Origin of the sequence: uncultured Flavobacterium sp. (assembly GCF_937967675.1) — a bacterium.
Taxonomy (GTDB): Bacteria; Bacteroidota; Bacteroidia; order Flavobacteriales; family Flavobacteriaceae; genus Flavobacterium.
Window position 1 is genome coordinate 1 of sequence record NZ_CALBSN010000189.1, and the last position, 23,546, is coordinate 23,546.

A 23,546-nucleotide genomic window follows, 5' to 3' on the forward strand; every position below is an offset into this window, starting at 1 on the left:
ATATTGCTGGTGTTTTAAATCAGAAAATAGACGAAGTAGCGTTTATTATTCATGAGAGTTTTGGTAAACAAGTAGAAGAAGATTTAATTGCGATTGCTCAAAAATTAGGTGCAAGAGGAACCATTTATTACCAAAATGAAGCATTAGGAACGGGTCACGCGATTATGTGTGCTAAAGATTCTTTATCTGGTCCAGCAGTTATTGCTTATGCTGATACGTTAATTCGTGCCGATTTTGATTTAGACACAACTGCCGATAGCGTAATTTGGGTAAAACAAGTCGACCAACCAGAAGCTTTTGGTGTAGTAAACTTAAATGAGAATGGCGAAATTATCGAATTGGTAGAAAAACCAAAAGAATTCGTTTCGGATTTAGCGGTTATCGGAATTTACTATTTCAAAGATATTGCCGTGTTGAAAAACGAATTACAATCGGTTTTAGATAACAATATTATCCATGGTGGCGAATACCAAATTAACGATGGTATTAAGCAAATGATGGCAAAAGGCATGAAATTTGTACCAGGTCAAGTAGACGAGTGGATGGATTGCGGAAATAAAAATGTAACCGTAGAAACGAACACAAGAATGTTGGGCTTTTTACATAACGATAGGGAAAATTTAGTTTCGGCTGATGTGAAATTAGAAAATGCAACGATTATTCCTCCTTGTTCTATTGCGGAAGATGTAATTTTAATTAATGCTACGGTTGGACCAAATGTTTCATTAGGAAAAGGATGTCACGTAGTTGATTCAACAATAAAAAATAGTTTGATTCAAACACACGCTCATATCAAAAATGCGAATTTAGATAACGCTATGATAGGAAACCATGTGAATTTTGATGGCAATTTTACAAGTATTAGTATCGGAGATTATTCGGTTTTAGAATAGATGATAAAGAAAAAACACATAGCTTTATTTACATTCCTGCTTTTCAGTTTTGGAAATCACTTGTTCGCACAAGAAAATCCCGATGCGATTGCATTGGTGGATGACCAATTGGAAAATAATTTTTACGAAGCCATGAAACAACGCGGCATCGAAAATTACGATAAAGCGATTGTGGCGATTCAAAAATGTATCGAAAAAGAACCTGCAAATGCGGCTTTTCAATATGAATTGGGTAAAAATTATTTGAGCCTGAAAAATTATGTCGATGCGGAAAAAGCTTTCAAAAAAGCAGTGGAGTTAGACAATAAACAACGTTGGTATTGGAACGGATTATACGACGTGTATTATCAAACGAAAGATTATCAAAAATCAATTCCGATTGTTGAGAAATTAATTGAGTTTGATGGTAATATGAGAGAAGATTTGGTTTCGCTTTACATGAATACAAATCAACACGCGAAAGCCTTGGAATTGTTGAAAGACATGGAATCAAAATCCAAGTTGACCAGCACCATGGAATTCTATAAATTGAAGATTCAAGAATCAAACGCTTATTCAAAACCACAAAAAGAACAGTTAGAAGAAGCGATTAAAAAGAATCCAAAAGTAGAACAAAATTATATCGATTTGATTGTTTTGTATTCAAGTTTCAATCAAGAAGACAAAGCCTTTGAAGTCGCAAAACAATTGGAAAAAGAAATCCCAAATTCCGATTGGGCTCACGTGAGTTTGGTGAAGTTTCATTTGAATAATAACGATGGAGAAAACGCTTCAAAATCCATGTTCAAAGTTTTGGATAATAATCGAATGGATTTAAAAATCAAACATCGTGTTTTTAATGAGTTTTTAATTTTTGCCGTTAAAAATCCTACTTATTTAAAAGATATCGATAAGGCGATTCCGTATTTTAACGATGATAAAGAAATCAATGTAGCCAAAGAAGTAGCAAAATTTTTCTGGAAAAAGAATGATTTAGAAAATGCGACGAAATATTTTGAGAAAGGAATCAAAAAGAATTCGGATGATGTTGAGGCGATGGGATTTTATTTAGAAGTAGTAATTCAGAAGCAAGATTTTCAGTTGGTAACTAAGAAAGCTGAAGAGTATTTAGAATCTTTTCCCACACAATCTGATTTTTATTTTTATGCAGGTTTAGCATACAATCAACTCAAAGAATATAAGAAAGCAAAAACCATTTTAGAAAGTGGCTTGGATTTTGTGTTAGAGAACCAACCATTAGAGCTAAATTTTTATAAACAGTTAATCATCAGTTGCGAAAATTTGAATGACAAGGTTAAAAAAGAAGTGTATACCAACAAATTAAAGCAATTACAAAAGTAAATGAAATCAATACTATCAGCCTTTTTGATCGTTTTTTTAATCGGATGTAAATCAAAGCAAGCGGTTGCTACAGCAGCTGCAAACGATAATACAGAGGTAACTAAAGTTATCAATGGTCATTATCAAAATACGCATGATTTTAAAACTTTGAATATAAGAACCAACGCTAAATATGAGGATGAAAAGCAGTCACATTCTATGAATGCAGATATTCGCATTAAAAAAGACGAAATCATTTGGATTAATATAAAGTTCTTAGGAATTCCTATGGCTAAGGCCTTGATTACTCCTTCTAAAGTGAGCTATTATGAAAAAATAAATAACACCTATTTTGAAGGCGATTTCAGTATGTTAAGCAATTGGTTAGGAACCGATTTAAACTTTAATAAAGTTCAGAATTTATTTCTTGGAAAAGCAATAGACGATTTAACAAAAGATAGATGGATTTCTGAAGTGGTGGAAAAAATGTTCAAATTGTCGTTGCCTACAAAAGATGATATTTCTAAAGAATTTTATTTTGAAGGAGCAAATTATCTAATAAAAAAAGAAATAATCACTCAAGCGAGTAAAAACCGAAATCTAGAAATTCGTTATCCATCTTATAAAGAAGAGCAAGGAATGTTTTTACCAAATGAAATTAAAATAAAAGCAGAACAAAAAGATAAAATAACTATTGATATTGAATTTAAGAACACAACATTTAATGAAAATTTGAGTTATCCATATTCAATTCCAAGGGGTTATACCGCAATTGAAATCAATTAATTTTTTATTCACGTAAAAAAACTACCTTTGTAAAAATCTATCTTGCATGAATCAATTTCTTAAAATCGTATTTTTCTTTTTCATTACTAGCCTATGTTTTGCTCAACCTTCAGAACAGCAGAAATTAGAAGAGCGTAAAGCACAAATTTTGAAAGAAATTTCAGAAAATAAATCACGCTTAGAAGCTGAAAAAAAGAAAGAAAAATCGGTTTTAACACAAATTAATCAGCAAAAGCAGTTAATTCAACTAAGACAAAAACTTTTAAATACAACTGCAAAACAAACTCGTATTTTAAGTGATGAAATCTATTTAATTCAGTTAGAAATGAATAAGTTAAATAGAGAATTGAAAGTCTTAAAAGAAGACTACGAAAAAATGATTGTAAAATCATATAAGAGTAGAAATGAGCAAAGTAGAATTATGTTTATCCTTTCCGCTGAAAATTTTCTTCAAGCATACAAACGTATTCAGTACATGAAACAATATGCAGGATTTAGAAAAATGCAAGGGGAAGAAATTAAAGAAAAACAAAGCAAATTAACACAAGCAGAAAAGCGTTTGTCTGAAAGTAAAAAGGAAAAAGAAGTGGTTTTAGTACAAACCGAAAAAGAAAAACAAGAATTAGAGAAAGAAAAACAAGAACAAGAACGGTTAGTAAAACTAATTCAAAAAGATAAGAAAAAATTAGCTGCTGAAATTGATAAAAAACAAAAAGAAGCAAAAGATATTGATAGAAAAATAAAGCAAATTATTGCTGCAGAAATCGCTGCTGCTAATAAAAGAAATGCTGAAAAATCAGGAACGACTGCTCCTAAAACAGGAACGACTGCAGCATCTAAATTTGTTTTAACTGCGGAAGGAAAAATAGAGTCTAATAATTTTAAAGCAAATAAAGGCAAACTTCCGTGGCCAGTTGAAAAAGGATTTATTTCACTACCCCACGGCGATCAACCTCACCCAGTGCATAAAAATTTAACGATTCACAATAGTGGTGTTGAAATTTCAACAGAACCTGGATCTTCTGCAAGAGCTGTTTTTGCTGGCGAAGTTCTACAAGTACAAGTTATTTCAGCTAATAACAAAGCGGTTTATATAAAACACGGAGATTTTATTACCGTTTATTTAAATTTATCTTCAGTAAGTGTTTCAAAAGGACAAAAAGTAAATATTAAACAAAATATAGGAAAAATTCATACTGATTCTTCAGGAAAGGCAGTAATTAAATTCTTGGTGTTACAAAATACCACCACATTAAATCCTGAAGCTTGGTTAAATTAAAAAAAATGAGGTCATTTAGACCTCATTTTTTTTGAATCCAAATTTTGTACTTTTACATTATAATACGAACAAATGAATTTAGCCAACATAAAAATTCTTCATATCGATAGCAATCATCCATTACTTTGGGAACAATTAGAACAGGCTGGTTTTCAAAACGAAGCTGATTTTACGTCTTCCAAACAAGAAATAGAAGCTAAAATTGAAAACTACCACGGAATTGTCATTAGAAGTCGTTTTAAAATTGACAAGACCTTTTTAGATAAAGCTACAAATTTACAATTCATTGCCCGAGTTGGAGCTGGTTTAGAAAGTATCAATTGTGATTACGCTATTGCGAAAGGAATACATTTAATTGCTGCTCCAGAAGGAAATGCCAATGCCGTTGGCGAACACGCTATCGGAATGATATTGTCGCTTTTTAACAACTTGAACAAAGCCAATAACGAAGTAAAATCAGGTCAGTGGAAACGAGAAGCCAATCGTGGACATGAATTAGAAGGCAAAACGGTCGGAATCATTGGATATGGCAACATGGGAAAATCATTCGCCAAGAAACTCCGAGGATTTGATGTCACCGTTTTGTGTTATGATATTTTACCCAATAAAGGAGATGCCAATGCCACTCAAGTTTCACTAGAAGAACTTCAAGAAAGAGCCGATGTTTTAAGTTTGCACACACCTTGGACACCCGAAACCGATAAAATGATAAATGCTGATTTTATTAATCAATTTAAAAAACCTTTTTGGTTCATTAATACAGCAAGAGGGAATTCGGTTGTAACGGCTGATTTGGTTGAAGGGTTGAAATCAGGAAAAATTTTAGGTGCTGGTTTAGATGTTTTGGAATATGAAAAACTATCTTTCGAAACCTTATTTGAAGGTGAAAAACCAGCCGCTTTTGAATATTTATTGCATGCAGAAAATGTCTTGCTAACACCTCATATTGCAGGATGGACCTTTGAAAGTCATCAAAAGTTAGCTCAGACTATTGTGAATAAGATAAAAATGTTGTTTTAATATGATTGTAACTTTTTAACAAGTGTTCGACTAATAAAGAAAATATTTTTATATTAGCATTTTACGGCGCATCCGAAAAGCCTTATGAGTAGGAGACAACTAAAACAAACAATTTTACAATGGAAGCACAAAAAGTAGACATGTTCATGATGACAAACGCGAAATTTTTTGAAGGTCATCAATTAAATGCAATCAGAGAACGTTTATTACACATGGACGATGATAAATGGCCTATGGTACAAACTCTTCAATTTAAAGACCCAACAACTTCTTTATTAATTTCAATTTTTGCTGGGGCTTACGGAATTGACCGTTTCTACATCGGAGATACAGGAATGGGAGTTGGTAAACTTCTTACTTGTGGTGGTTTAGGAGTTTGGGCTATCGTAGATTGGTTCTTAATCCAAGGTGCTACCAAAGAGAAAAACATGGAATTATTCAACAGAACTTTTATGTTCTAATAATGTATAAAAACAAGCTATACCTTTTTATTTTATTTGCTTGTTTTATAGGGTATGGTTGGTTGCTTTTTTCGTTACAACACGAACACGAAATTCAAAGTCAAGAATTTACTGTTTGTTTGTTTAAAAAAGTAACCACCGTTCCTTGTCCATCTTGTGGAACAACGCGTTCTGTAATGCAACTTTCGCATGGAAATTTTCTTTCCGCAATTTTCATTAATCCTTTTGGTATAATTGTTGGACTAATTATGATTATAGCTCCCGTTTGGATTAGCTATGACTTTATTCAGAAAAAGGAAACATTTTACACCGCTTATTCAAAAATTGAAACGATTCTCAGGAAACGAAAAGTCGCTATAGTATTTTTCGTTCTGGTAATTGCTAATTGGATTTGGAACATTAAAAAAAATCTATGATTACAACAGCAAAATTTAATTATCAACCTCACGATTCAGAACTAGAACGTGCATCGAATAGTTATTTGATGTCATTAGTAGCGGTAATTGGAGGTTTGCCATTGCCTATTTTAAACCTAATGGCAAGTGTGTTTTTTTATTTAGGGAATCGAAAAAGTACAGCATTTGTAAAATGGCATTGTACACAAGCTTTGGTTTCTCAATTGGGATTGTTTTTCTTTAACAGCGCCGGTTTTTGGTGGACGGTTTCTATTTTGTTTTATGATGAAACGGCAACGAATTATTACTTTGCCTACATCATTACCCTTGTGGTTTTTAACTTAATTGAGTTTTTCTCTACGTTAATTATTGCAACAAAAGTAAGAAAAGGGCAACACACCGAATTTTTCTTTTTTGGAGATGTTACAAATTTAATTTGCAGAACAAATGAAAGTATTAAGTAAAGGATTAATTGTAGTAGCACTATTTTTTGGTGTTTGGATGTTGTTATCGCAAATAGATTTTGTGAAACATTTTAAAGTAAAAGAAGCCAAAACAGGAACTGAAAAAAGTCTTGGAGATGTTATTTGGAACGAAATTGAAAATACCGAAGCCATCATTCTTGATGATTCGATTGTAACAACTTTAGATTCTTTGTTATTACCAATTTGCAAAGAAAACGGTATTGAAAGAGATAGTTTAAAAGTACACATTATTGACAAAGACGAAGTAAACGCTTTTGCAATGCCCGATAATCATTTGGTTGTGTATACAGGATTAATCAAAGAATGTAAAAACGAGCAAGCTTTATTAGGAGTTTTAGGTCACGAAATTGCACACATTGAAGGCAATCACGTAATGAAAAAGTTGTCGAAAGAAATTGGTCTATCGGTTTTATTATCGATTACAACGGGTTCAAATGGTGCGGTTTTAAGTGAAATTCTAAAAACACTTTCCTCATCAGCTTACGATAGAAGTTTAGAAACCGAAGCCGACATGCAAAGTGTAAAATATTTGCTAAACGCGAATATCGACCCAAGACCATTTGCTGATTTTCTTTATGAATTATCTTTAGAAAATGAGTTGCACAAATACACGTATTGGGTTTCCACACATCCTGAATCAGAAGCGAGAGCTAAAACCATTTTGAATTATTTAAAAGGGAAGAAGATAGAATCAAAACCTATTTTAACTAAAGAAGCTTGGGACGAGTTTAAAGAAAAGGTTGAGGATATTGAATAAGTTTTAATTCGAAAATTCAAATTATAAAATAGAAAAAGGCTAATCAATTCGATTAGCCTTTTTCTTTTCTTTCCAATTCCGCTTGAAATTCTTCCATAACGGGTTTCACGGTGCTTTCGGGTAAATCGGCAATTTTAATGTACATTAAGCCGTCAACCGAGTTGTTAAACAATGGATCCACATTAAAAGCTACCACTCTTGCGTTTTGTTTGATGTATTTTTTAATTAAAACTGGTAAACGTAAATTTCCAGGTTCTACTTCATCAATTATTTTATCAAACTTATTCAAATCGGCTTCTGTTTCGTTGAATACGAAATCTTTGTCGGCGTCTTTCAGTTTTACTTTGTATTCTTTCTTTGGATGAACGTATTGCGCAATATACGGATCGTAATAATGCGATTTCATAAATTCAATCATTAACGATTTTGAAAAATCAGAAAATTGATTGCTAATACTTACACCACCAATCAAATATTTATGTTCAGGATAATGTAAAGTCGTATGGACAATTCCTTTCCATAACAAGAACAACGGCATTGGTTTTTGTTGGTATTCTTTAATAATAAACGCTCTACCCATTTCGATAGATTTACTCATCATATCATACAATTCCGGTTCAAAACGGAACAATTCATGTAAATAGAAACCATCAATCCCGTGTTGTGAATATATATGTGCACCCAATCCCATACGATAAGCTCCAGCAATGCATTGTGCCTCATCATCCCATAAAAACATGTGGTGGTAATATTTATCGTAATCGTCAAGGTCTAATGATTCGTTTGTTCCTTCACCAACTTCTCTAAAGGTAATTTCACGCAAACGACCAATTTCATGCAAGATATTCGGAATTTTATCAGCCGTTACGAAGTAAACTTCATAATTTTTACTTTGCAACAAACGATAATCACCCTTTTTCAAACAAGTCATTTCTTCTAAAATCTGGTCTTGATTGGCTGGTTTGGCAATTTGTTTAGGCGGTTTTGGAATTGTTAATTTAGGTAAATTAATTTTACTTTCATCTTCAAACGCATTCGAAAGCATATAAGTTTTCTTGCGTAAGAAATCACCATACGCTTCAATATCTTGATATTCGTTTTGTTCAGTAACCGAAATAGGTTTCCCAATACGAACTTTAATTACCCTATCTTTTTGAGTTAATAATTCGCTTGGTAATTTTGCAGTTCTAAGCGTATCATCAATCTTAGATAGGAAGTAAAATAACTTACTATTTTTAGCATGAAAATAAATCGGAACCACTGGAACTTGGGCTTTTCGAATTACTTTGATTGCTCCTTCTTCCCATGGTTTGTCAACAACTAACTTTCCATCTTTATAAGTAGAAACTTCTCCCGCAGGAAACATCCCTAATGGTTTACCATCGCTTAAATGACGTAATGTTTCTTTAATTCCAACTACACTAGATTTAGCATCTTTATGATTTTCAAACGGATTTACCGGCATAATATACGGCTTCATCGGTTCGATTCGGTGCAGTAAAAAGTTAGCGATAATTTTGAAATTAGGTTCTCTTTCAAGCATTAATTTCAATAGTAAAATACCATCAATTCCACCAAGAGGATGATTGGAAATGGTAATATAAGCACCATCTTTTGGTAAACGTTTTAAATCTTCTTCTGGGATTTCAAACTTGATTTGAAATTCATCTAAAATAGCATTTAAGAATTCCAATTCGCTCAAATGTTTGTTTCTATCATAAATTTTGTTCAAGGTAGAAATCTTGAGCACTTTCATGAGCAACCAGCCCGTGAAAGTCCCGAAAACCCCATATTTATCAGCATTTATTGCTTTTGCAACTTCTTTAGCAGTAACTAAACCCATTCAGTATTGTTTTTTGAGCAAGAAACAAAGATAAGAATTTTGAGGAATTTTGAGCACTTTTCATTGGCTAATAAAAAAACCTATTTCGTTATATTTTTTTAGCAAGCTGATAGTTAGTGAATTATAAAATCAATAAAATCAAACTTTTATTTTTACAAACCTTTTTAGTACATTTGGTAAAAGCTATTAAAGTAAATGAAAATTATATCTTACAATGTAAACGGTATTCGTGCAGCCATTACCAAAGGATTCTTAGAATGGTTGCAACAAGCGAATCCTGATGTTATTTGTCTTCAAGAAATTAAAGCAACTGAAGACCAAATCCCAAAAATTGAAATTGAAGCAGCGGGATATCCGTACCAATATTATTTTCCAGCTGAAAAAAAAGGATATAGTGGTGTAGCAGTTTTGTCTAAAATTGAACCCAAAAATGTGGTTTTCGGAACAGGAATTCAACACATGGATTTTGAAGGGCGAAATTTACGGGTAGATTTTGATGGTTTATCAGTAATGAGTTTGTACCTTCCATCTGGCACAAATATTGATAGATTAGAACATAAATTTATGTACATGGACGACTTTCAAAACTATATAAATGAGTTGAAAAAAGAAGTGCCAAACTTAGTTATTTGTGGTGATTATAATATTTGTCATGAAGCTATAGATATTCATGACCCAATTAGAAATGCAAAAATTTCAGGTTTTTTACCAGAAGAACGTGCTTGGCTTGATGGTTTCATGAAAAGTGGTTTTATCGATACTTTTCGCCATTTAAATAAAGAACCACACAATTACAGTTGGTGGAGTTACAGAGCCAATGCTCGTAATAATAATAAAGGTTGGAGAATCGATTATTGTTTGGCAGCCGAACCTTTGAAAGATAAAATTCAAAGAGCCTTAATTTTGCCAGAAGCCAAACATTCCGACCACTGCCCAGTTTTAGTAGAAATTAAATAAGAATCAATTAATCAAAAATAGAAAATAATGATTAGAAAAATTGCCCTTGCTTGTGTAGTTTTAAGTTTAACTACTTCATGCGTTTCTAAAAAAATCTACCAAGATTTAGAAAACAAATATGCCGATTTAAAGAAAGAACACAACGCTTTATCGGATGAAAATACCACTTTAAAAACCGATAAAAATCAGTTAGAAGCGGATAAAAATAAACTGCAAACTGAATTTGATAAGACTAAGGCAGAGCGCGATAAATTAGCAGCAGATTATGCAGCAACCAAAAAGAGTTTAGACAATCTAAAAGCTTCATACGCTGCACTAGAAAAAGACAGCAATGATGCTTTAGAGGCTAACATTAATAAAAACAGACAATTGTTAGCGGAGTTAGAAGCGAAACAAAAAGCTTTAGTTGCCGAACAAGATCGTTTAAACAAATTGAAAAAAGATTTAGAAGCTTCTTCAACACGTTTAGCCGAATTAGAAAAAATGATGGCAGATAAAGATGCGGCTATGAAAAAGCTAAAAGAAACGTTATCTAAATCTTTAAAAGCATTTGAAGGTAAAGGCTTAACAGTTACAGAAAGAGATGGAAAAGTATACGTTTCTATGGAAAATAAATTACTTTTCGAATCAGGAAGTTGGACAGTAGGTGCTGAAGGTAAAAAAGCGGTGGATTTAGTTGGTAAAGTTTTAGGAGATAATCCAGATATTTCGGTGTTAATCGAAGGTCATACTGATAATGATAAAATCACTGGTTCAATAGGTGGTGGAGTTGAAAACAACTGGGATTTATCTACAAAGCGTGCAACTGCTATCGTAAATATTTTATCGGCTAATGCAAAAGTGAAAAAAGAAAACTTAACAGCAGCGGGTCGTGGTGAATATGCGCCTTTAATGAGTAATGAAACGGCAGAAGGAAAAGCAAAAAACAGAAGAATTGAAATCATCTTAACTCCAAAGTTAGATGAGATTTCTAAAATGTTGAATGAACTGTAACATTTCATAAAAGATTGATAAAAAAGGCTTGAGTTCTAAATTCAAGCCTTTTTCTTTGGTGTAAACTTTGTAACTTTGAACTTTAAATTTTCAAATTCTGAAATGAACTATACAACACTACCTAATACCGAACTAAAAGTCAGCAAAATTTGTCTAGGGACGATGACTTTTGGAAATCAAAATACTGAAATTGAAGCGCATTCTCAATTGGATTATGCGATTGAAAAAGGAATTAATTTTATCGATACGGCTGAAATGTATCCAATTGGTGGCAACGCTCAAATCTTTGGAAGCACCGAGCGTTACATCGGAACTTGGATTAAGAAAATTGGAGCTTCGGAGCGTGAGAAATTGGTTTTAGCTACCAAAATTGCTGGACCAAATCGCGGGATGGAATACATTCGTCAGCCATTAGATTTTTCGAAGAAAAGCATTCACGAAGCGGTAGAATTGAGTCTAAAAAATCTTCAAACCGATTATATTGATTTATATCAAATGCATTGGCCTGAACGTGTTATGAATATGTTTCAGAAACGTGGCGTTCAAGAATTGGATACCAAATGGCAAGACAATATTTTTGATGTGCTAACAGTATATGAAGGATTAATTAAAGAAGGAAAAATCAAACATATTGGACTTTCAAATGAAAATCCGTGGGGTGTAATGCGTTTTTTAATGGAAAGCGAAAAACACGGTTTGCCAAGAATTGCCACGATACAAAATCCATTTTCTTTATTAAATCGCTTGTACGAAGTAGGTTTGTCAGAAATTGGAATGCGTGAAAATGTGGGGTTATTAGCGTATTCACCTTTAGGTTTTGGATTTTTGACAGGCAAGCATTTGAATGGAATTCAAAAAAATTCGAGATTGGATTTGTTTAGAAATTTCGTTCGTTATACCAATGAAAATTGTTTTAAAGCAACCAAATTATACAAAGAACTAGCAGAAGCCAACGGATTAACGTTAACGCAGATGGCGATTGCATTTGTACATCGTCAAAAGTTTGTGACTTCAACGATAATTGGTGCTACAACTATGAAGCAATTACAAGAAAATATTGCTGCTTTCGATACCATTTTATCTGATGAAATTGTAGCTGAAATCGAGAAAATTCAGGAATTAATTCCGAATCCAGCGCCTTAATAGTGTACAGTTTTCAGTCTCAGTTAGCAGCATATTACTGAAAACTGAGACTGTCAACTGAGACTATTTTACAAGTTATCTATAAACTTATCCTTCGGATATTTGATTTTATAGCTAATTCTGAATTTTTTGGTTTCTCCAGCTCCAAGTTTTACATCCCAAGTTAAAATTCCGGTTTCTGCGTTTACTTTGGCTTTTCCGTTGTCTAATAATTCGATGGTAATTTCTTTATCAGTGCTAATTGGATATTGATCTTTTAACAACATTTCAATCGCTTCTTTTTTATTGTTTTTTACGGTGATATCATACGTAAACGTTTGTTCTTTGTAACCAGACAAGAATTTAGTTCCCGATTTATCTGCGATTTTTTCACGTTTAATGGCAATTTTCTTGTCTCTTCCCATACTCAAATTCAACGTGTCTGAAGTTTGATTTGGGTTAATCATTGTTTTGCCTACATACATTCCTTCGAAGATTATATTTGCTTCACCAGGTAATAAATTAAATTTAGAATACTCGCTAATTTCAGCTAACAAGAAAGCTTCTTTTTCTACTTTTGGAACAGCGTAATATTTGTAAGTTGCTGGTAATTTTAAATCTTTTAAGGCTACACTATGCGCTTTTCCATTCGATAAAATGTCATATGGAATATCAATATCAAAAGAAACATTTAATTGGTTCTCGTTTATTGTAGTGTAGTTGGAGATTGAAGATTCGTCATCCATTTCCTTTTTTTTGTCATAAGCTACGCCTGAAACTTGACCTTGAAGTGAATTATAAATGACATTACTATTATTGTAAACTCTTGGATATCCAAAACGTAAAAACCAAGCTTGTAAAATAGGAGCTGTGTTATTTTGATTTGGATTACCACTAGACAAGGTTAGTTTTACATTTTTCCAATCAATGCCAGTGTTTTGGCTTACTTTTGCTTTATACATTAAATTGATTGGCGAGTTGATGTTGTCGGCTCTCATATCATAAAACGGAATCCAATTTGCTCCATTGGTAATGTAGTTTATATCGAAATTAATGCTTGAAGCTTGTGAACTCATTACTTGAAGCACAAGGCTATAAACCGGTTTTGTGTTTTGAATTGTTTTTTTTGATGCTATTTTTTCTCGAAGTATTTCTATTTTTTCTTGAAATTTTTCTTCTTTAACATTTAATACGTGAATTGATTGACCAATTTCATTTCGTTTTATTCTATAATAATCTACTAGTTTTGTGAATTCTGAGATAGTAATTTCGGGTTTTGTTGTTCCAGCTAGTTCTTTTTTATCCAATAACTCTATGGTTTTTGTAAGAGCATTTTTTTCTATGTTTATTTTACTAATTTCGTTTTCAATGAATCGAATACTGTCTTGAAATTTTTGTTCTAAAAGCGAAAGTTTAATAACATCATTTGAATTAGATGTTTCTTTATAATCCCTAACAAGCTGAACTGATAGAACCGTAACATTAGCTGGAGCACCAATTTGAATGGTGTTTTCATTTACATAATCCGCTACGTTTTTTATCACAATTTCGCTGGTTCCTAAAGGGAGTGTAACAGCAGCCGATTGTAATAATTCAGCCGAATTGCTATAAACAGTTGCGCTTTTAATTTTAGCGGTTGTAAAAATTGGTTTTTGAGCAAATGTGATTGTCGAAAAACATAATAATGTAATCAGAAGTATTTTTTTCATCTCTATAAACTTTAGTGTTTCTAGTATAGAGTGAAATAAAAGTAAAAAGGTTGGAAAGTGAGTGAAATTAAATTCCTAAAATAATTTTAGCAATCGTAAAATAGGTTAAAATTCCTAAGATATCGTTACTTGTAGTGATGAATGGACCTGTTGCTAACGCGGGGTCAACTCCATATTTGTTTAAGATAATTGGGATAAAAGTCCCAATTAAAGACGCCATAATAATTACCGAAAGTAAAGCAATTGAAACGGTATAACCCACATGAATTTCGTAGCCCAATAAGAAATAGCTACCTACTAATAAAATTACAGAAAGGATAATTCCGTTTAATAAACTCAAAGAAAGTTCTTTTAATAATCGTTCCACAATCGGACCAATAATAGTATTGTTAGCCAAACCTTGTACAATAATCGCAGAAGATTGAACGCCCACATTTCCTGCCATTGCGGCAATTAGTGGCGTAAAGAAAAATAATTCGCGATGTAAGTCCATTACCGGTTCGAAAATCCCTAAAACATGTACTGAAATGAATCCACCAAATAAAGCTAAAACCAACCAAGGTAATCGCGCTTTTGTAAGTTCCAAAACGCTATCGTCGGCTTCAACGTCTTGCGAGATACCCGCTGCTAACTGGTAATCTTTGTCGGCTTCTTCTTTGATGACATCGATAATATCGTCAATGGTAATGCGACCAACTAAACGACCTAATTCATCTACAACTGGAATGGCTTCCAAGTCGTATTTTTGCATAATTCGGGCAACTTCAACATCTTTTGTGTCTACTTTTACGTAATCTACTTTTTTGATGTAAACATCACTAATAGGCGTTTTTGTTGAGGTTGTCAATAAATCTTTTAATGATAAACGGCCTTTTAATCGTTCTTCGTCATCAACCACATAAATGGAATGCACTCTTGAAACGTTTTCGGCTTGTGCGCGCATTTCTTTTACGCAAGTTAAAACATTCCAGTTTTCGTTGACTTTCACTAACTCTTTTCCCATTAAACCACCGGCAGAGTCTTCATCGTAGCGTAATAAATCTACAATGTCTTTGGCGTGTTCAACGTCTTCTAATTCCGAAATTACTTGCTCTTTTTTATGTTGCGGTAACTCGGCAATAATGTCGGCTGCGTCATCTGTGCTTAATTCGTCAAGCTCTTCAGCAATTTCTTTTGGAGATAAACCGCGCAAGATTTTTTCACGAACTTCTTCATCTAATTCTAGAAGAATTTCAGCTGTTTTTTCAGAATCTAAGGTGTTGAAAATATAAGAAGCGCCGTAATCATCGAGTTCTTCCATGATTTCGGCAATATCAGCAAAGTGAATATCTTCAAGAAGCAAAAGTAATTCTTGCGACTTGTTTTCACTTATAAGTTGTTCTATTTCAGTTAGAAACTCTCTGCTGATTTTAAACTCCATCGGCTGCTATTTTTTGGGTAATATCTATAAATTCTTCTACCGAAAGTTGCTCCGGACGCAGGTCAAAGATACTATCTTCTTTTAAATTATCAGAAAAATTGAATGTTTTTAAGCTATTTCGCAATGTTTTTCTTCTTTGTTGAAAAGCAGTTTTTACTACTCGGAAGAATAATTTTTCATCACATGGCAAAGAATAATCCGCTTTTCTTCTTAATCGCATTACACCAGAATCAACTTTTGGTGGAGGATTAAAAACACTTGGCGGAACAGTAAATAAATACTCTGCTTCATAAAAAGCTTGTGCTAAAACGGATAAGATTCCGTAAGTTTTACTTCCTTTTTTCTCGCAAATTCTTTCGGCTACTTCTTTTTGAAACATCCCAGCAAATTCCGGAATTTGATCGCGCATTTCTAAGGTTTTGAATACAATTTGTGTTGAAATATTATAAGGAAAATTTCCAATAATAGCAAATGGTTCTCCATTGAAAACTTCGTTTAAATTGTATTTTAAAAAGTCTTTCGAAATGATATGATTTTCCAATTTTGGATAATGTACGCCCAAATATTCTACCGATTCTTTATCGATTTCAATTACGAAGGTTTCGGTTGGTTTGTCCAATAAATATTTGGTTAAAACACCCATTCCTGGACCAATTTCCAAAATTTTAGAATAGCCTTCTAACGAAAGTGTATCGGCAATATCCTTTGCGATGCTTTCGTCTTTTAGGAAATGTTGTCCTAAGTGTTTTTTTGCGGTTACTTTTTCCATTTTAGTTTGTTTCTCCGTAAAATTCTTCCATCACCTCTAATTCCGTTCTAAAAGCTAACATTTTATCCGCAAAAAGTTGTAAGCCTTCTTGGCGTAATCTTGGTGCGTGATTTTTATAATAATCTTCTAATTTGGCTCTAGAATCGGTAAAATATTGAACGGCATAGGTTACGCCACCCATTTCTTCTTCCACTAAAACTTTAACCATTTTAGCATTGGTAAATAAACCAGTTGATAAAACATCGTTAATATGTTTGTTCTGCATCCACTTTAACCAAGCGGAATGAATGCTTTCGTCTACGTTTATGGTTACGTTGTATATAATCATTATTCTCGTTTAATCGTTTAACTAATTCTTTTCTCTTGTTTTTTCTTCTTTTCTCTAAATCGTCGAATCACCTCTTAGCATTCTATATTGTTTTCTACTTTCAGTATAATACAAACTATCTGGATGTTCTAATACTACTTTTTCGTATAATACTTTTGCTTTTTCGTTGTCTAAAAGATGTTTTCTATAAATCTCCGCCGAAAAGAATAAGGCTTCATCTTTATAAATTCCGTCTTTGTGATTGTCCAATATGTTCTGATAATATGTCAAAGCTGTATTGAAATCTCCTTTTTCTTCGTAAATTTTACCGACCTTGAATAAGGTTCCTTCTTCGATGCTTTCGCCTTTGTGTTTTTGTAAAATGGCTAAAAAGAGTTGAAGCGCTTCTTCTTTTTTATTCTGATACAATTTTAAATTGGCTGTTGAATAGGCTTGAAGTGCAACTCGTAAACTGTCTTCGGCAGAATTATCTTGAATCAGCAAAAACATTTCAATCGCATCATTTGCAATTAACAAACTCGGCGATTGTTTTAAAACTTTTACTTGTTGCAATGTCCAATCGAAATCTTTTTTATAGAAGTTGGCTTTTGCTAATTTCAGACTGGCTTCATGTGCTAAAACATCGTTTTTCAAATTATCTTCTACTTGTGCATAATACAAGATGGCTTGATTGAATTTTTCATCATACACCATAATATCCGCCAATTCCATTTTTACTTTTGCTTGTTCTCTGATGTTTAAAGTATTGTTTAAATAATCATTAAGCCTTTTTTTTGCAGCCTCCGAATTATTTAAATAAAATGCTTCAAATCTTGCAGTTAGTAAAACAATTTTTGTTAGATAAGGATTTTGATGATACTTTCCTAAAACGTTATTCAAACTACTATATATATCTTGATATTCATTAGGAAGAGCATTTTCTATTCGAGATGATAAAAGAAAATCATAAGCTTCAAGATGAAGTTGCGGATCTGTTGAATTATCTATGATAAATTGAAAAATAATTTTAGCATCTTCGTGCTGATTTTCTTCGACAGCTAATTTTCCTAGAATTATTATATTATAAATGGTTTCAGGATTTCTCTTATAAACTGCTTTTTCTTGAATAAAGGCTTTTCCGTATTCTTTTTGTTGCACAAAAAACCAACTCAAGAATTGGTTCCAATATACATCTTGCGATTTTTGTGTTTTAAGTAATAAGTTTTTTCGAATAGTAGCCGCAAAAGAACCATCAGAATCGTCCATTAAAAAACGGGTCAGTTGGTTTTGAACCATTGAAGTTCCGTCAGGAGTGTTGAAACCATAATCTAATAGCTTGTTCAGCATAACTTCCAAATTGCCTAATTGCCCTTGAATCATGGCGGTTTGGTAATCAAAATTTAGATTTGGGTTTTTCTTTTGCGCGGTTTCATACGCTTTTAATGCCCAAGTTAACAATACTTTTTTCTCGAATGAATTAGCAATTTGGTAGGCATAATTTGGCTCTTTTTCAATTTCTTGAATGGCTAATTCGTAATTTTTTTCTGCTTTATCCGTATTTTTTTGAAGTTGGTAATTGTAACCAAGTTCAACTAATAGTAATGGTTGGTTGTATTTGTCTTTTCTTTTGGTAATGGCGTTTTCCGCTTTGTCATATTGTTGCAATTGTTGGTAACATTCAATTACTCTTTGGAAGAAGAAATAATTTGAAGGTTGTTTGGTCGAAATTTCCTCAAATAAAGAGAGTGCTTTCTGAAATTCGCCTTTTTCAAAATAGTCCATAGCCAACTGCTCATTCTGTGCCGAAACCCAAAACGAGGACAAAAACAAGATAAAAAAAGCTATTTTTTGCAACATAATTAAAACAAATAATGTACTAAAGTAACACTTTTTAGCGTCAAATTAGTACATTATTTTATAAAGATTAACGTTTAGTTAATGATATCAAATCCAGTATATTTTCTTAAAACTTCAGGAACTACGATGCCTTCTGGTGTTTGGTAGTTCTCTAAAATTCCAGCTAATACTCTTGGTAAGGCTAATGAACTTCCGTTTAACGTGTGTGCCAATTGGTTTTTACCTTCTTTGTCTTTGAAACGTAATTTTAAACGATTTGCTTGGAAAGTTTCAAAATTAGAAACCGAACTAATTTCTAACCAACGCTCTTGTGCTGTTGAATACACTTCAAAATCATACGTTAAAGCAGAAGCAAAACTCATATCACCACCACATAATCTTAGAATTCTATATGGTAATTTTAATTCTTGTAAAATTCCTTTTACATGTTCTACCATGCCATCTAATGCTTCATACGATTTATCAGGGTGTTCAATGCGAACGATTTCTACTTTATCAAATTGGTGTAAACGATTTAGTCCACGAACGTGAGCACCATACGAACCTGCTTCGCGACGGAAACATGGCGTGTATCCTGTGCAAAGAACTGGTAAATCATTTTCGTTTAACAATACATCTCTAAAGATATTCGTTACTGGAACTTCAGCTGTTGGGATTAAATACAAATCGTCAACACCTACATGGTACATTTGACCTTCTTTATCTGGTAATTGACCAGTTCCAAAACCAGAAGCTTCGTTAACCATATGAGGAACTTGGTATTCTAAGTAACCAGCATCGGTATTTTTATCAAGGAAATAAGTGATTAAAGCACGTTGTAATTTAGCACATTTTCCTTTGTAAACTGGGAAACCTGCACCTGTGATTTTTACGCCTAATTCGAAATCAATTAAATCGTATTTTTTTGCTAATTCCCAGTGAGGTAAAGCACCTTCGTGTAATTTAGGAATTTCACCTTCTTGATACACGTTTAAGTTTTCTTCAGGTGTTTTTCCTTCCGGAACGATGTCGGCTGGTAAATTAGGCAATTTGTATAATTCTTCTTGTAATTTAGTGGCATATGTATTCAATACTTCGGTTAATTCTTTGTCTTTTTCACGAAGTTGAACCGATTTTTCTTTTAAGATTTCAGCTTTTGCTTTTTCGCCACTTTTCATTAAATCTCCAATGTCTTTGGATAGCTTATTCGACTCGGATTTAATAGTATCTAATTCCACTTGAGTTGCTCTTCTTTTTTCGTCTAATGCGATAACTTCTTCAATCGCATTTTTAGCATCTAAGTTTTTCTTAGCTAATCGTTTTACTACTTCGTCTTTGTTTTCTCTAATGTACGCTATCTGTAACATAATATATAGGATTTTAAAGATGCAAATTTAAGGAATTGGATTTAGATAATACATAAAAAACAATTTCACTTACCTGTTTTTATGAATTGATGAAATTCTTACAAAAAGCTGTGCCAAAATAAAGATATTGTTGTATATTCGCTTGATTTTTATGTAAATTGATAATTTTAAGCTTAATTCTGTTGGTTTTTAATAAAGTAAAATTACATAAAAGTTACCCCAAAAAATTTATAACCTACAAAAATGAAAAAAATTACTTTAAATTTATTACTCTTATTTGGAGTTATCGGTTTTGCCCAAACGGATAATTCTGAATTTGATAGAATGGTAGAAGCAGAGATGAAGTCTGCTTCAGCAACCATAAATTTTAGAGCCAACCCCAATACCCAAAATTATGACATTAGTTATCATGAGTTGCGATTTAGCGTAGATCCTAACAATACCACCCCATATATTAGTGGAGTAGTTACTACAACTTTTACTGCATTAAGTGATATGAGTGTTGTGACTTTTGATATGGCAACTGCTTTAGTAGTGAGTTCAGTAACAATGAATAGTTCTAACCTTACTTTTAGTCAAAGCAATTACGAGTTAAATATTAATTTACCTGCTACTTTGGCTACAGGTAATTCTGCAACAGTTGTAATTACATATGCAGGTTCTCCGCCTCAAGCAGAAGGAGCATTTACTAGAGGAACTCATAGTGGCACTCCAGTGATTTTTACACTTTCTGAACCTTACGGAGCAAGAGACTGGTGGCCTTGTAAACAAGATTTGAATGATAAAGTAAATACAATAGATGTTTATATTACTGCTCCATCTGCTTATGTTAGTGTTTCTAATGGGATAGAGGTTTCTCAAACCGTATCTGGAGCAAATAAAACGACCCATTTTCATCATAATTATCCAATTCCAGCTTATTTAATTGCTATTGCCATAACAAACTATCAAATTTATAATCAGCAAGGAGGGTTAGGAACAGTTGCAAGTCCTTATTTTCCTATTGTGAATTATTTATATCCTGAAAGTTATGCTTCTGCAACTTCTGCAACTCAATTAGGAACTACTCCAACAATTATAAATTTATATGAATCTTTATTGGAGCCTTATCCATTTAGAAATGAAAAATATGGACATGCTCAATTTGGTTGGGGTGGCGGAATGGAGCATACAACGGTTTCTTTTATGGGTAGTTTCGGAAGAAGTTTAATAGCTCATGAAATGGCACATCAATGGTTTGGTAATAAAATTACATGCGGTTCTTGGAAAGACATTTGGTTGAATGAAGGTCTTACAGAATATATGTCTGGATTAGTAGTTGAAAATTTAGACGGAGCGCCTTTATTTGTGACTTGGAAAACTAATAAAATAAATTCTATTACATCACAAACTGCTGGATATGTATATCTTCAAGATTCTGATTTAACTAATGTAAATAGGATATTTTCGTCTAGATTAACATATGATAAAGGGTCCATGGTAACTCATATGTTGCGTTGGAAATTAGGTGATGCTGCATTTTTTCAAGCGTTAAAAAATTATTTAGCAGATTCTTCACTAGCTTATGGGTATGCGTTGACTGGAGATTTAAAATCACATTTAGAAAATGTATATGGTTCAAGTTTGACAGAGTTTTTTAACGATTGGATTTACATGCAAGGCTATCCTACATATACCATTACGGCTCAGAATTGGGGAGCTGGTCAGGCAAAAATTACAGTAAGTCAAACACAATCGCATGCGTCAGTTTCTTTTTTTGAAATGCCTTTAGAAATTAGACTAACAAGTGCTGGAGGTGCAAATCATGATGTAGTTGTAAACAACACAGTTAATAATCAAGAATTTGTAGTGCCAGTTCCGTTTGTTGTGGCTGGAGTAACATTTGATCCAAACAAGCATATTATTTCTAAAAATAATGTTGCCACTTTGTCAAACGAATCTTTTGATTTAGACCAAACTATTTCAGTTTATCCAAATCCCGCACATGACGAATTAAACATTATGATGCCTACGACTACTCAATTAGAAAAAATAGAAATATATAATACATTGGGTCAATTATTGGCAACACATCAAACAACAGATTTCAGAATTGACAATTTAAGTTCGGGGATACACGTGATGAAAATCACCACTTCAGAAGGTGCAATTCATAAAAATTTTATAAAAAAATAGTTCTAAAATAAAATAATGATGAAAAGTAAGGTGAAAACCTTACTTTTGTCGTATAAATAAATGCATAAAAATGATTCAAGTAGCACAAATATTATTCATATTATCAGTTCTAGTAATTCTCCACGAATTTGGGCATTACATAACGGCTAAAATGTTCAAAGTACGAGTAGAGAAATTTTACTTGTTTATGGATGCTGGTTTTTCTTTAGTAAAAAAGAAAATAGGTGAAACAGAATGGGGAATCGGATGGTTGCCATTAGGAGGTTATGTAAAACTTTCAGGAATGATTGATGAAAGTATGGATACTGAGCAAATGAATGCTCCAGCAGAACCTTGGGAATTCCGTTCAAAGCCAGCTTGGCAACGTTTGATTATTATGTTGGGTGGAATTATCGTGAATGTAATCTTGGCTTGGTTGATTTTTACCATTATGTATGCAACTGTTGGACAGAAATTCATTGCTACTGAAAAAATTCAAGAAAACGGATTAGCATTTGGCGAAGTAGGTCAGAAAGCAGGATTTAGAAATGGTGATAAAATTCTTTCAGTAGATGGAAAACACCAACCAAGTTTTAACCGATTGACATTAGATGTTTTACTTGGTGATAAAGTTGAGGTAGAACGTAATGGTCAAAAAGTAGACGTGATTTTAACCGATGAGATGAAAGGTGAAATCATTAGCAAAGAAGGAAAAGAGTTTGTTGGTCCTCGTTTTTTAGGATCAGTAGTAGATTCTGTAGTTTCAAAATCGCAAGCTGAAATCGCAGGATTAAAAAAAGGAGATAAAATAAAAGCAGTAAACGGAACATTCTTCAATTATCATGATGAATACAAAGAAAATATTTCTAAACATAAAAACGATAGTATTTCCTTATCTATTTTAAGAGGCACTGAAGTATTAACTTTAAAAGCCAAGGTAGATAAAGAAGGGAAATTAGGGTTCTTTAATAAACCCCTAGATAAATCAGATTACGAAGTAAATAATAAAATGTCTTTTGGGCAAGCAGTCCCAGCGGCGGTTAAAGAATCTTGGGCATTATTGGTTTACAACGTAAAACAATTTAAACTAATCTTGCGTCCTAAAACAGAAGCTTACAAACATGTTCAAAGTCCAATTGGAATTGCACGTCGTTTACCAGATACCTGGGATTGGGAATTCATATGGAATTTTACCGCTTTATTCTCAATCGGATTGGCCTTTATGAACTTGTTACCAATACCCGGATTAGATGGAGGACACGCTTTATTTACAATAGTTGAAATGATTACGGGGAAAAAATTATCAGACAAAGCAGCAGGTTATGTTCAAACCGCTGGAATGATTATCTTGTTGACGCTAATGGCTTTAACTTTTGGAAAAGATATATACCAATTAGTGGTAGATAAACTTTTATAATTTTTTCAATAAAATAATTTGCGATAACAAAAAATCAGTTTATATTTGCACTCGCTAAAAAGATAAACACCTTCCTCCTTAGCTCAGTTGGTTAGAGCATCTGACTGTTAATCAGAGGGTCCTTGGTTCGAGCCCAAGAGGGGGAGCAACTTTTTAGCAAAACATAAACCTTTGAGGTGATTCCTCCTTAGCTCAGTTGGTTAGAGCATCTGACTGTTAATCAGAGGGTCCTTGGTTCGAGCCCAAGAGGGGGAGC

Annotated in this window: 21 protein-coding genes and 2 tRNA genes; 16 read left to right on the plus strand and 7 right to left on the minus strand. The window is 32.9% G+C overall.

Annotated features, from left to right (window positions below; translation table 11 throughout):
• The 9 genes from Q0075_RS12305 to Q0075_RS12345 form a co-directional block, all read left to right on the plus strand.
• A partial coding sequence (locus Q0075_RS12305; protein WP_297869766.1) for a sugar phosphate nucleotidyltransferase occupies window positions 1-893 on the plus strand: 893 nt, incomplete at its 5' end.
• The gene (locus tag Q0075_RS12310) at window positions 894-2,234 is read left to right on the plus strand and encodes a tetratricopeptide repeat protein (protein WP_297869767.1); all 1,341 of its coding nucleotides are present in this window, start codon (window positions 894-896) and stop codon (window positions 2,232-2,234) included.
• Complete coding sequence (locus tag Q0075_RS12315) at window positions 2,235-2,999, plus strand: DUF4292 domain-containing protein (RefSeq protein ID WP_291106313.1); 765 nt, start codon at window positions 2,235-2,237, stop codon at window positions 2,997-2,999.
• Window positions 3,000-3,045: 46 nt separating this feature from the next.
• Entirely contained in the window at window positions 3,046-4,278 is a 1,233-nt protein-coding gene (locus Q0075_RS12320) for a peptidoglycan DD-metalloendopeptidase family protein (protein WP_297869768.1), read from the plus strand.
• A 72-nt stretch (window positions 4,279-4,350) separates the two neighbouring features.
• Entirely contained in the window at window positions 4,351-5,298 is a 948-nt protein-coding gene (locus Q0075_RS12325; RefSeq protein ID WP_297869769.1) for a 2-hydroxyacid dehydrogenase, read from the plus strand.
• Window positions 5,299-5,417: 119 nt separating this feature from the next.
• Window positions 5,418-5,759: a TM2 domain-containing protein gene (locus tag Q0075_RS12330; protein ID WP_297869770.1), complete on the plus strand. Its 342-nt coding sequence runs from the start codon at window positions 5,418-5,420 to the stop codon at window positions 5,757-5,759.
• Between the two features lie 2 nt (window positions 5,760-5,761).
• Window positions 5,762-6,175 carry a DUF2752 domain-containing protein gene (locus tag Q0075_RS12335; protein ID WP_297869771.1) on the plus strand — a complete coding sequence of 138 codons (414 nt, stop codon included), beginning with the start codon at window positions 5,762-5,764 and terminating at the stop codon, window positions 6,173-6,175.
• The gene (locus tag Q0075_RS12340) at window positions 6,172-6,618 is read left to right on the plus strand and encodes a hypothetical protein (protein ID WP_297869772.1); all 447 of its coding nucleotides are present in this window, start codon (window positions 6,172-6,174) and stop codon (window positions 6,616-6,618) included. Before Q0075_RS12335 ends, Q0075_RS12340 begins: the two co-directional genes overlap by 4 nt.
• The gene (locus Q0075_RS12345; protein WP_297869773.1) at window positions 6,602-7,396 is read left to right on the plus strand and encodes a M48 family metallopeptidase; all 795 of its coding nucleotides are present in this window, start codon (window positions 6,602-6,604) and stop codon (window positions 7,394-7,396) included. The genes Q0075_RS12340 and Q0075_RS12345 overlap by 17 nt, the downstream gene beginning before the upstream one ends.
• A gap of 52 nt (window positions 7,397-7,448) precedes the next feature.
• Here Q0075_RS12345 and Q0075_RS12350 read toward each other — a convergent pair whose 3' ends face one another.
• Window positions 7,449-9,239 carry a lysophospholipid acyltransferase family protein gene (locus tag Q0075_RS12350; protein ID WP_297869774.1) on the minus strand — a complete coding sequence of 597 codons (1,791 nt, stop codon included), beginning with the start codon at window positions 9,237-9,239 and terminating at the stop codon, window positions 7,449-7,451.
• A 195-nt stretch (window positions 9,240-9,434) separates the two neighbouring features.
• Between Q0075_RS12350 and Q0075_RS12355 the strand changes: the two genes are divergently transcribed.
• The 3 genes from Q0075_RS12355 (at window position 9,435) to Q0075_RS12365 (ending at window position 12,332) form a co-directional block, all read left to right on the plus strand.
• Window positions 9,435-10,196, plus strand: a complete 762-nt coding sequence (locus Q0075_RS12355; protein ID WP_291106321.1) for an exodeoxyribonuclease III — start codon at window positions 9,435-9,437, stop codon at window positions 10,194-10,196.
• A gap of 27 nt (window positions 10,197-10,223) precedes the next feature.
• Window positions 10,224-11,189, plus strand: coding sequence for an OmpA family protein (locus Q0075_RS12360; RefSeq protein WP_297869775.1), 966 nt, complete (start codon window positions 10,224-10,226; stop codon window positions 11,187-11,189).
• A gap of 102 nt (window positions 11,190-11,291) precedes the next feature.
• A complete protein-coding gene (locus Q0075_RS12365; protein WP_291106325.1) occupies window positions 11,292-12,332 on the plus strand; it encodes an aldo/keto reductase in 1,041 nt (346 codons plus the stop codon).
• Between the two features lie 68 nt (window positions 12,333-12,400).
• Here Q0075_RS12365 and Q0075_RS12370 read toward each other — a convergent pair whose 3' ends face one another.
• The 6 genes from Q0075_RS12370 to serS all read right to left on the minus strand — a co-directional run bounded on the left by Q0075_RS12370 (window position 12,401) and on the right by serS (window position 19,719).
• Entirely contained in the window at window positions 12,401-14,020 is a 1,620-nt protein-coding gene (locus tag Q0075_RS12370) for a DUF4139 domain-containing protein (protein ID WP_297869776.1), read from the minus strand.
• A 67-nt stretch (window positions 14,021-14,087) separates the two neighbouring features.
• On the minus strand, window positions 14,088-15,440 hold the full coding sequence (gene mgtE, locus Q0075_RS12375) for a magnesium transporter (RefSeq protein ID WP_262317147.1): 1,353 nt from the start codon (window positions 15,438-15,440) through the stop codon (window positions 14,088-14,090).
• Entirely contained in the window at window positions 15,430-16,209 is a 780-nt protein-coding gene (gene rsmA / locus Q0075_RS12380) for a 16S rRNA (adenine(1518)-N(6)/adenine(1519)-N(6))-dimethyltransferase RsmA (RefSeq protein WP_297869777.1), read from the minus strand. The genes mgtE and rsmA overlap by 11 nt, the downstream gene beginning before the upstream one ends.
• Window position 16,210: 1 nt before the next feature.
• Window positions 16,211-16,537 carry a DUF4286 family protein gene (locus tag Q0075_RS12385; protein ID WP_291106334.1) on the minus strand — a complete coding sequence of 109 codons (327 nt, stop codon included), beginning with the start codon at window positions 16,535-16,537 and terminating at the stop codon, window positions 16,211-16,213.
• A 54-nt stretch (window positions 16,538-16,591) separates the two neighbouring features.
• Window positions 16,592-18,373 carry a tetratricopeptide repeat protein gene (locus tag Q0075_RS12390; RefSeq protein WP_297869778.1) on the minus strand — a complete coding sequence of 594 codons (1,782 nt, stop codon included), beginning with the start codon at window positions 18,371-18,373 and terminating at the stop codon, window positions 16,592-16,594.
• Between the two features lie 74 nt (window positions 18,374-18,447).
• Complete coding sequence (gene serS, locus Q0075_RS12395; RefSeq protein ID WP_297869779.1) at window positions 18,448-19,719, minus strand: serine--tRNA ligase; 1,272 nt, start codon at window positions 19,717-19,719, stop codon at window positions 18,448-18,450.
• A 243-nt stretch (window positions 19,720-19,962) separates the two neighbouring features.
• On the opposite strand from serS, the gene Q0075_RS12400 reads away from it, so the two are divergent.
• From Q0075_RS12400 to Q0075_RS12415, 4 genes are all read left to right on the plus strand, one after another.
• Window positions 19,963-21,894: a M1 family aminopeptidase gene (locus tag Q0075_RS12400; RefSeq protein WP_297869780.1), complete on the plus strand. Its 1,932-nt coding sequence runs from the start codon at window positions 19,963-19,965 to the stop codon at window positions 21,892-21,894.
• Window positions 21,895-21,964: 70 nt separating this feature from the next.
• The gene (rseP, locus tag Q0075_RS12405; RefSeq protein ID WP_297869781.1) at window positions 21,965-23,290 is read left to right on the plus strand and encodes an RIP metalloprotease RseP; all 1,326 of its coding nucleotides are present in this window, start codon (window positions 21,965-21,967) and stop codon (window positions 23,288-23,290) included.
• A 72-nt stretch (window positions 23,291-23,362) separates the two neighbouring features.
• Window positions 23,363-23,436: transfer RNA gene (locus tag Q0075_RS12410), tRNA-Asn, on the plus strand.
• Window positions 23,437-23,471: 35 nt separating this feature from the next.
• Window positions 23,472-23,545, plus strand: a tRNA-Asn gene (locus tag Q0075_RS12415).
• Window position 23,546 lies beyond the last annotated feature (1 nt).